This is a genomic window from Sanguibacter suarezii NBRC 16159 (assembly GCF_001552735.1).
GTDB classification, from domain to species: Bacteria; Actinomycetota; Actinomycetes; order Actinomycetales; family Cellulomonadaceae; genus Sanguibacter; species Sanguibacter suarezii.
Genome location: NZ_BCRT01000018.1, coordinates 80,431 through 89,512 on the forward strand (window position 1 = coordinate 80,431; position 9,082 = coordinate 89,512).

A 9,082-nucleotide genomic window follows, 5' to 3' on the forward strand; every position below is an offset into this window, starting at 1 on the left:
CCTCACTCACTCACGCTCGGTGCGGTACGAATGCCGAGCTCGCGCTCACGCAGGATCGTGTAGATCCGCGCGATGTCACGACGCACAGCCTTGAGCCGACCGTGGCTCTCCAGCTGGCCGGTGGCCGACTGGAAGCGGAGGTTGAAGAGCTCCTTCTTCGCCTTGTCGAGCTCAGCAACGAGCTTCTCGTTGTCGAAGCCGTCCAGCTCGCTAGGAGCCAGATCCTTGGTTCCGAAAGCCATCAGTTGCCACCACCCTCGCGCACCACGAAACGGCACTTCATCGGGAGCTTGTGGATCGCGCGACGCATTGCCTCCCGGGCCAGGGGCTCCGGGACACCGGCGAGCTCGAAGACGATTCGACCGGGCTTGACGTTTGCGATCCACCACTCGGGGGAACCCTTACCAGAACCCATTCGGGTCTCCGCCGGCTTCTTGGTCAGCGGACGGTCAGGGTAGATGTTGATCCAGACCTTGCCACCACGCTTGATGTGGCGGGTCATGGCGATACGAGCAGCCTCGATCTGACGGTTGGTCACGTATGCAGGCTCGAGAGCCTGGATGCCGTACTCACCGAACGCGATCGTGGTACCACCCGTTGCGGCGCCGGAGCGTCCAGGGTGGTGCTGCTTGCGGTGCTTGAGCCTGCGCGGGATAAGCATCGCTCAGGCCTCCGTTCCGGACTCAGCGGCCGGAGCGGCTTCTGCAGCTGCAGGAGCCTGCTCGGCCTGGGCGGGCGCCTCGGCGGCAGCCGGACGCTCGTTGCGACGACCGCCGCGAGCAGGACGCTCGCCACGCGGGGCTCCACGAGGCGCACGAGGCGCCTGCGTTGCCTGCTGAGCGGCGAATTCCTTCTCCGTCATGTCGCCCTTGTAGATCCACACCTTGACGCCGATACGGCCGAACGTGGTGCGGGCCTCGAAGAAGCCGTAGTCGATGTTCGCGCGGAGGGTGTGCAGGGGCACACGGCCTTCGCGGTAGAACTCGCTGCGGCTCATCTCAGCGCCACCCAGACGACCGGAGCACTGGACACGGATGCCCTTGGCTCCGGCGCGCTGAGCGGACTGCATGCCCTTGCGCATGGCGCGTCGGAACGACACGCGGCTCGCGAGCTGCTCGGCGATCCCCTGGGCCACGAGCTGAGCATCGATCTCAGCGTTCTTGACCTCGAGGATGTTGAGCTGGACCTGCTTGCCCGTGAGCTTCTCCAGCTCGCCGCGGATGCGGTCTGCCTCGGCGCCACGACGACCGATCACGATGCCCGGACGGGCCGTGTGGATGTCGACGCGGACGCGGTCGCGGGTGCGCTCGATCTCAACCTTCGAGATTCCGGCGCGCTCGAGGCCGGTGCCCATGAGCTTGCGGATCTGGACGTCCTCGCGGACGTAGTCGCGGTAGCGCTGACCGGGCTTGGTGCTGTCGGCGAACCAACGTGACCGGTGGTCGGTGGTGATCCCGAGACGGTACCCGTGCGGGTGAACCTTCTGTCCCACTATCGGGCCCTTCCCTTCGTGTCTTCACGCGGAGCGACGACCACGGTGATGTGGCTCGTCCGCTTGAGGATCTGGCTGGCCCGCCCCTGCGCACGGGGACGGAACCTCTTGAGGGTTGGTCCCTCGTCGATGAATGCCTCAGAGATGACGAGCTGCTGCTCGTCAAATGCGACACTCGCGCGGTCCGCCTTGACCCGTGCGTTCGCGATCGCGCTCTGCACGACCTTGAGGATCGGCTCGCTCGCCGTTTGCGGTGCGAACTTGAGCACCGCGACGGCCTCAGTTGCCTGCTTGCCACGGATGAGATCCACGACGCGCCGGGCCTTCTGAGGCGTGACACGGACGAACCGTGCCTGCGCCTTGGCTTCCATTGCTGTCCTGCCTTCTTGTCTGGTCATGACCAAGAGTTCCTGTCGCTACTGACCCCGGGGGTCAGCGGCGACGGCCCTTCTTGTCGTCCTTCACGTGGCCGCGGAAGGTGCGAGTCGGCGAGAACTCGCCGAGCTTGTGGCCGACCATGGATTCGGTGACGAACACCGGCGTGTGCTTGCGTCCGTCGTGCACGGCAAACGTGTGACCGAGGAAGTCGGGCGTGATGACCGACCGACGGGACCAGGTCTTGATGACGTTCTTGGTCCCCTTCTCGTTCTGGACGTCGACCTTCTTCTGAAGGTGTCCATCCACGAAGGGGCCCTTCTTCAGGCTGCGTGGCATCTGTCAGGCTCCTATCAACGCTTCTTGTTGCCGGTACGACGGCGACGGACGATGAGCTTGTCGCTCGCCTTGTTCGGGCGGCGGGTACGGCCTTCGGCCTGGCCCCACGGAGAGACGGGGTGACGTCCACCGGACGTCTTACCCTCACCACCACCGTGCGGGTGGTCGACCGGGTTCATCACGACACCACGCACGGTCGGGCGGACGCCCTTCCAGCGCATGCGGCCGGCCTTGCCCCAGTTGATGTTCGACTGCTCGGCGTTGCCCACCTCGCCGACCGTGGCGCGGCAGCGCAGGTCGACGTTGCGGATCTCACCGGACGGCAGACGCAGCTGGGCGTAGGGACCGTCCTTGGCGACGAGCTGGACCGAAGCACCTGCGGAACGGGCGATCTTCGCGCCGCCGCCGGGCTTGAGCTCGATGGCGTGGATGACCGTACCGGTCGGGATGTTGCGAAGAGGCAGGTTGTTGCCGGGCTTGATGTCAGCACCGGCACCGTTCTCGATCGCGTCACCCTGGCGCAGCTTGTTCGGGGCGATGATGTAGCGCTTCTCGCCGTCTGCGTAGTGCAGCAGCGCGATGCGGGCGGTCCGGTTGGGGTCGTACTCGATGTGAGCGACCTTGGCGGGCACGCCGTCCTTGTCGTGGCGACGGAAGTCGATGACGCGGTACGCACGCTTGTGCCCACCACCCTTGTGACGGGTGGTGATGCGACCGGAGCTGTTACGCCCACCGGTCTTGTGGAGCGGGCGAATAAGCGACTTCTCCGGCTCCGAGCGCGTGATCTCGACGAAGTCGGCCACGCTGGCGCCGCGGCGTCCCGGCGTAGTCGGCTTGTACTTACGGATTCCCATGGGGATCTGTCCTCAATCTGCTCTCGGCCGGGTCAGCCGACGGGTCCACCGAACATGTCAATCGTGCCCTCACGGAGGGAGACGATTGCACGCTTGGTGTCCTTGCGCTTGCCGATACCGAAACGGGTCCGCCTGGTCTTACCCTTGCGGTTGATCGTGTTGACGGAGGCGACCTTGACGTCGAAAATCTTCTCGATCGCGATCTTGATCTCCGTCTTGTTCGCCCGCGGGTCGACGAGGAAGGTGTACTTGCCCTCGTCGAGCAGGCCGTAGCTCTTCTCAGAGAGAACCGGTGCGATCAGGATGTCGCGCGGGTTCTTCTGGACAGCAGGCGTCGTCACTGGAGTAGTCACTTTGCGTCCTCCTTCACGAGCTCAGCCTCAGACTCGGTCGCGACGGCCTTGGCCGAGGCGCCCTTGGCGGGGCCTGCGAGGAATGCCTCGAGGGCACCCTGCGTGAAGACCACGTCGTCGGAGACGAGCACGTCGTAGGTGTTGAGCTGGTCAGCAACCAGAAGGTGAACCTGCTCAGCGTTCTGCAGCGACTTCACCGTGAGGTCGTCGCCACGCTCGAGAACCACGAGCACGTGCTTGCGCGGCGAGAGGTTCGCGAGCGAGGTCATCGCCTGCTTGGTCGACGGCACGCCGTCGATGCCGAAGCCAGTCACCACGTGGATGCGGCCGGCACGAGCCCGGTCAGAGAGGGCTCCGCGCAGGGCGGCGACCTTCATCTTCTTGGGGGTGCGCTGGCTGTAGTCACGCGGGGTCGGGCCGTGCACGACGCCACCACCGGCGAACTGAGGTGCACGCGTGGAGCCCTGACGAGCCCGGCCGGTGCCCTTCTGCTTGTACGGCTTGCGTCCACCACCGCGGACCTCGCCGCGGGTCTTGGTGCTGTGCGTGCCCTGACGGGCTGCAGCGAGCTGCGCGACAACGACCTGGTGGATCAGTGGAATGTTCGTCTGGACGTCGAACACCTCGGCAGGAAGCTCGGCGGTGCCGGCCTTCTTGCCCTTGGCGTCGATGACGTCGACGGTCAGCGTTTCAGACATGCCGTCACGCACCCTTCGCGGCACTACGCACGAGGACGACGCCACCCTTGGGGCCAGGAACAGCGCCCTTGACGAGCAGCAGTCCCTTCGCAGCGTCGACCGCGTAAACGGTCAGGTTCTGGGTGGTCTGACGGTCAACGCCCATCCGACCGGCCATCCGCATGCCCTTGAAGACGCGCGACGGGGTGGAAGCCCCACCGATCGAGCCAGGCTTGCGGTGGTTCTTGTGGGCACCGTGGGAGGCACCGACGCCGTGGAAGCCGTGACGCTTCATGACACCGGCAAAGCCCTTACCCTTGGTGGTCCCGATGACGTCCACCACTGCGCCGGCCTCGAAGGCCTCCGCGGTGATCTCCTGGCCGAGTGCGAACTCGCCGGCGTTGGACGTACGGATCTCGGTCACGTGACGGCGCGGGGTGACCCCGGCCTTCTCGAAGTGACCCTTGAGAGGCTGCGTCACCTTGCGCGGGTCGATCTGTCCGTACGCGAGCTGGACGGCAGAGTAGCCGTCGACCTCAGCGCTGCGGATCTGCGTCACCACGTTGGTGCCGACCTCGACCACGGTCACGGGAACGAGAAGTCCTGCTTCGTTCCAGACCTGTGTCATCCCGAGCTTGGTTCCGAGTACGGCCGTGACGGGCCGTTCGTTCTGCTGGGTAGCCATGTGTATGTCCTCCCCCAGTCTCAGAGCTTGATCTCGATGTTCACGTCCGCGGGCAGGTCGAGACGCATGAGCGAGTCAACTGCCTTCGGCGTGGGATCGATGATGTCGATGAGCCGCTTGTGCGTGCGCATTTCAAAGTGCTCGCGGCTGTCCTTGTACTTGTGAGGCGACCGGATAACGCAGAATACGTTCTTCTCCGTCGGCAACGGCACCGGGCCCACGACCGTCGCACCAGCGCGTGTCACCGTGTCGACGATCTTGCGCGCCGAGCTGTCGATGACCTCGTGGTCGTAGGACTTGAGCCGGATGCGGATCTTCTGTCCCGCCATGGCGTCGTCTGACTCTTTCTCTCGAACTGTCCGACCCCCGCGCTCGGGCGTGTCGCTATGCGTGACACGCCGTTGCGCTGCACCACTCTGTGGTGCGGGGCCGTTGGATATGTGATGCGAACCGCCTTCGTGGGCCTAAAGTGCCCGACGACGCAGAACCACGTCACAACGTCTTCTCGCCTGTGTGGAACCAAGAGTTCCGCGGTGCCTCGATCTGATATCGCACAGAGAGCTCAACACACGGAGAGACCCCATCCGGGGCCCGAGGTTCAACACACTGTTCGATATGAGAATGAGCGCGCCCGTCACAGGCAACTTGGATAGTCTGCCACGGCTCGGCCTCAAAAGCCAACCCGCCGTCGCAGTGCGCTCCGGTGATCTACGTTACCGCAGTCCGGACGGCGCTGGCCAACGGGCCAGGCCGGCCCCCGCTCCCCCGCCCTGAGCTTGCCCAGCCCCGGACGCACGAAGGCCCGGTGACCGAGAGGTCACCGGGCCTTCGACGAACCAGCTAGATCAGCCAGTCAGAGAAGATCACTTGACGATCTTCGTGACCTGACCCGATCCAACGGTGCGGCCACCCTCACGGATAGCAAAGCCGAGGCCCTCTTCCATGGCGATGGGCTGGATGAGCTCGACCGACATCTCGGTGTTGTCGCCAGGCATGACCATCTCGGTGCCCTCGGGCAGCGTGATGACGCCGGTGACGTCCGTGGTGCGGAAGTAGAACTGCGGGCGGTAGTTGGAGTAGAACGGGTTGTGACGCCCACCCTCGTCCTTGCCCAGGATGTAGACGCGAGCCTCGAAGTTCGTGTGAGGCGTGATCGAGCCGGGCTTGACGACAACCTGGCCGCGCTCGACGTCTTCGCGCTTGATGCCGCGGAGAAGCAGACCGGTGTTGTCGCCAGCCTGTGCCTCGTCCATGGACTTGTGGAAGGTCTCGATGCCGGTGACGGTCGTCTTCTGCGCGGGGCGGATTCCGACGATCTCGACCTCAGAGTTGACCGCAAGGCGTCCACGGTCGACCTTGCCGGTGACGACGGTTCCACGACCGGTGATCGTGAAGACGTCCTCGATCGGCATGAGGAAGGGCTTGTCGAGGTCACGGACCGGGTCCGGGACGTTCTCGTCGACAGCGTCCATGAGGTCCGCGACGGACTGGACCCACTGGGGGTCGCCCTCGAGGGCCTTGAGGCCGGAGACGCGCATGACGGGAGCGTTGTCGCCGTCGAAGCCCTGTGCGGAGAGGAGCTCGCGCACCTCCATCTCGACGAGCTCGAGGATTTCCTCGTCCTCGACCATGTCAGCCTTGTTCAGCGCGACCAGCAGGTAGGGAACACCAACCTGGCGGGCGAGCAGAACGTGCTCACGGGTCTGAGCCATCGGGCCGTCAGTCGCAGCGACGACGAGGATGGCGCCGTCCATCTGCGCAGCACCGGTGATCATGTTCTTGATGTAGTCAGCGTGCCCGGGGGCGTCGACGTGCGCGTAGTGGCGCTTGTCGGTCTCGTACTCGATGTGCGAGATGTTGATCGTGATGCCGCGCTGCTTCTCTTCGGGCGCCTTGTCGATCTCGTCGAACTTGAACTCAGGGTTCACGTCCGGGTACTTGTCGTGCAGCACCTTGGAGATCGCCGCGGTCAGCGTCGTCTTGCCGTGGTCGACGTGACCGATGGTGCCGATGTTGACGTGCGGCTTGTTCCGCTCAAACTTGGCCTTAGCCACTGGGGTCCTCCTGGGACTTTGGGTAGTTGTGCCGAACGATGCACATACGAACTCAGGCGAGATGTATCTGCGGGGCGTGCGGGTCGCTACAGGTTGATGGTGGTGATACTACGGTTCGACCTGTTGGGGACTCACTCGCCCCGGGTCTTCTTGATGATCTCTTCGGCAACGTTCCGAGGAACCTCGGAGTAGCTGTCGAACTGCATCGAGTACACAGCACGACCCTGGGTCTTGGACCGCAGGTCGCCGATGTACCCGAACATCTCTGACAGAGGCACGAGCGCCGAGATGACCTTCACGCCGGTCGCATCTTCCATTGACTGGATCATGCCACGACGGGAGTTGATGTCACCAATGACGTCACCCATGTATTCCTCTGGGGTACGCACCTCGACGGCCATAACCGGCTCCAGAAGAACCGGGTCCGCCTGCCTGACACCCTCCTTGAGGATCATCGAGCCGGCGATCTTGAAGGCCATCTCCGAGGAGTCAACGTCGTGGTACGCGCCGTCGAGCAGGATCGCCTTGATCCCGACGAGGGGGTAGCCAGCGAGGACACCGAGCTGCATCGCGGACTGGATACCAGCGTCGACGCTCGGGATGTACTCGCGGGGGATGCGTCCACCCGTGACCTTGTTCTCGAACTCGTAGAGCTCGCCGCCGGACGGGTCGAGGGGCTCGAAGGACATCTGCACCTTGGCGAACTGGCCGGATCCACCAGTCTGCTTCTTGTGCGTGTAGTCGATCTTCGGCACGATACGACGGATCGTCTCGCGGTAGGCCACCTGCGGCTTGCCGACGTTGGCCTCGACGTGGAACTCGCGACGCATGCGGTCGACGAGGATGTCGAGGTGCAGCTCGCCCATACCGGCGATGACCGTCTGGCCGGTGTCCTCGTTGAGGGAGACCTGGAAGGTCGGGTCCTCGTCGGAGAGCTTCTGGATGGCCGTGGAGAGCTTCTCCTGGTCACCCTTCGTCTTCGGCTCGATCGCCACCGAGATGACGGGCTCGGGGAAGGTCATCGACTCGAGAACCACGGGGTTCTGGAGGTCGCAGAGGGTGTCACCGGTGGTGACGTCCTTGAGGCCGATGAAGGCGTAGATGTGACCGGCGGTGGCGTTCTCGACCGGGTTCTCCTTGTTGGAGTGCATCTGGAAGAGCTTCCCGATGCGCTCCTTCTTGCCCTTCGTCGCGTTGAGCACCTGAGCGCCCTGCGTGACGTGGCCGGAGTAGACGCGGACGTACGTCAGCTTGCCGAAGAACGGGTGCGAGGCAACCTTGAACGCGAGAGCCGCAAAGGGCTCGTCGGCGCTGGGGTGACGCACGATGATCTTCTCTTCGTCGCGGACGTCGTGGCCCTCCATGGCGGGCACGTCGAGCGGCGTCGGCAGGTAGTCGATGACGGCGTCGAGCATGGGCTGGACGCCCTTGTTCTTGAACGCCGAGCCGCACAGGACCGGGTAGGCCTCGGAACGGATCGTCAGCTCGCGGATGCCGGCCTTGATCTCGGCCACGGTCAGCTCTTCGCCGCCGAGGTACTTCTCCATGAGCTCGTCGTTGGCCTCAGCGACGGCCTCGATGAGCTCGGAGCGGTACTGCGCAGCCTTCTCGACGAGATCCTCGGGGATCTCCTCGACGCTGTACGCCTCGCCCAGTGCGGTCTCGCCGCGCCAGACCATGGCCTTCTGCTCGACGAGGTCGACCATGCCGATGAACTCGCTCTCGGAGCCGATCGGCAGCTGGATGACCAGCGGCTTGGCCTTGAGGCGGTTGACGATGGTGGAGACGGTGAAGTAGAAGTCCGCGCCGAGCTTGTCCATCTTGTTGACGAAGCAGATGCGGGGGACGTCGTACTTGTCGGCCTGGCGCCAGACGGTCTCGGACTGAGGCTCGACACCTTCCTTGCCGTCGAAGACGGCGACAGCGCCGTCCAGGACGCGCAGCGAACGCTCGACCTCGACCGTGAAGTCGACGTGGCCGGGGGTGTCGATGATGTTGATCTGGTTGTCGTGCCAGTAGCAGGTCGTCGCGGCCGACGTGATCGTGATGCCGCGCTCCTGCTCCTGCTCCATCCAGTCCATCGTTGACGCACCGTCGTGCGTCTCACCGATCTTGTAGTTGACCCCGGTGTAGAACAGGATCCGCTCGGTGGTGGTCGTCTTGCCGGCATCGATGTGGGCCATGATGCCGATGTTGCGGACCTTGTTCAGGTCGGTCAGCACGTCAAGTGCCACGGTGGTTTACCTCTTACTG

General features: G+C 64.4%; 12 protein-coding genes. All 12 read right to left on the reverse strand.

Features of this window, described 5'->3' with window-relative positions; genetic code table 11:
* Positions 1–2 precede the first annotated feature (2 nt).
* The 12 genes from rpmC to fusA all read right to left on the reverse strand — a co-directional run bounded on the left by rpmC (position 3) and on the right by fusA (position 9,063).
* Positions 3–242, reverse strand: coding sequence for a 50S ribosomal protein L29 (rpmC, locus tag SS2_RS12645; RefSeq protein ID WP_066464665.1), 240 nt, complete (start codon positions 240–242; stop codon positions 3–5).
* Positions 242–661 carry a 50S ribosomal protein L16 gene (rplP, locus tag SS2_RS12650; RefSeq protein WP_066464666.1) on the reverse strand — a complete coding sequence of 140 codons (420 nt, stop codon included), beginning with the start codon at positions 659–661 and terminating at the stop codon, positions 242–244. Before rplP ends, rpmC begins: the two co-directional genes overlap by 1 nt.
* Before the next feature lie 3 nt (positions 662–664).
* On the reverse strand, positions 665–1,492 hold the full coding sequence (rpsC, locus tag SS2_RS12655; protein ID WP_066464668.1) for a 30S ribosomal protein S3: 828 nt from the start codon (positions 1,490–1,492) through the stop codon (positions 665–667).
* Positions 1,492–1,863 (reverse strand): 50S ribosomal protein L22, encoded by a 372-nt coding sequence (gene rplV / locus SS2_RS12660; protein ID WP_066464670.1) that lies wholly within the window; start codon positions 1,861–1,863, stop codon positions 1,492–1,494. The genes rpsC and rplV overlap by 1 nt, the downstream gene beginning before the upstream one ends.
* 61 nt (positions 1,864–1,924) lie before the next feature.
* Positions 1,925–2,206 carry a 30S ribosomal protein S19 gene (gene rpsS, locus SS2_RS12665; RefSeq protein WP_066464673.1) on the reverse strand — a complete coding sequence of 94 codons (282 nt, stop codon included), beginning with the start codon at positions 2,204–2,206 and terminating at the stop codon, positions 1,925–1,927.
* A gap of 14 nt (positions 2,207–2,220) precedes the next feature.
* Positions 2,221–3,060, reverse strand: a complete 840-nt coding sequence (gene rplB, locus SS2_RS12670; RefSeq protein WP_066464675.1) for a 50S ribosomal protein L2 — start codon at positions 3,058–3,060, stop codon at positions 2,221–2,223.
* Positions 3,061–3,092: 32 nt separating this feature from the next.
* On the reverse strand, positions 3,093–3,413 hold the full coding sequence (gene rplW / locus SS2_RS12675) for a 50S ribosomal protein L23 (RefSeq protein WP_439646312.1): 321 nt from the start codon (positions 3,411–3,413) through the stop codon (positions 3,093–3,095).
* Positions 3,410–4,111: a 50S ribosomal protein L4 gene (gene rplD, locus SS2_RS12680; protein WP_066464679.1), complete on the reverse strand. Its 702-nt coding sequence runs from the start codon at positions 4,109–4,111 to the stop codon at positions 3,410–3,412. Before rplD ends, rplW begins: the two co-directional genes overlap by 4 nt.
* A 4-nt stretch (positions 4,112–4,115) precedes the next feature.
* Complete coding sequence (gene rplC / locus SS2_RS12685; protein ID WP_066464680.1) at positions 4,116–4,775, reverse strand: 50S ribosomal protein L3; 660 nt, start codon at positions 4,773–4,775, stop codon at positions 4,116–4,118.
* A 20-nt stretch (positions 4,776–4,795) separates the two neighbouring features.
* The gene (gene rpsJ / locus SS2_RS12690; protein WP_012867945.1) at positions 4,796–5,104 is read right to left on the reverse strand and encodes a 30S ribosomal protein S10; all 309 of its coding nucleotides are present in this window, start codon (positions 5,102–5,104) and stop codon (positions 4,796–4,798) included.
* A gap of 534 nt (positions 5,105–5,638) precedes the next feature.
* On the reverse strand, positions 5,639–6,829 hold the full coding sequence (gene tuf / locus SS2_RS12695; protein ID WP_066464681.1) for an elongation factor Tu: 1,191 nt from the start codon (positions 6,827–6,829) through the stop codon (positions 5,639–5,641).
* Positions 6,830–6,960: 131 nt separating this feature from the next.
* Positions 6,961–9,063, reverse strand: coding sequence for an elongation factor G (gene fusA / locus SS2_RS12700; RefSeq protein ID WP_066464682.1), 2,103 nt, complete (start codon positions 9,061–9,063; stop codon positions 6,961–6,963).
* Positions 9,064–9,082: the final 19 nt, after the last annotated feature.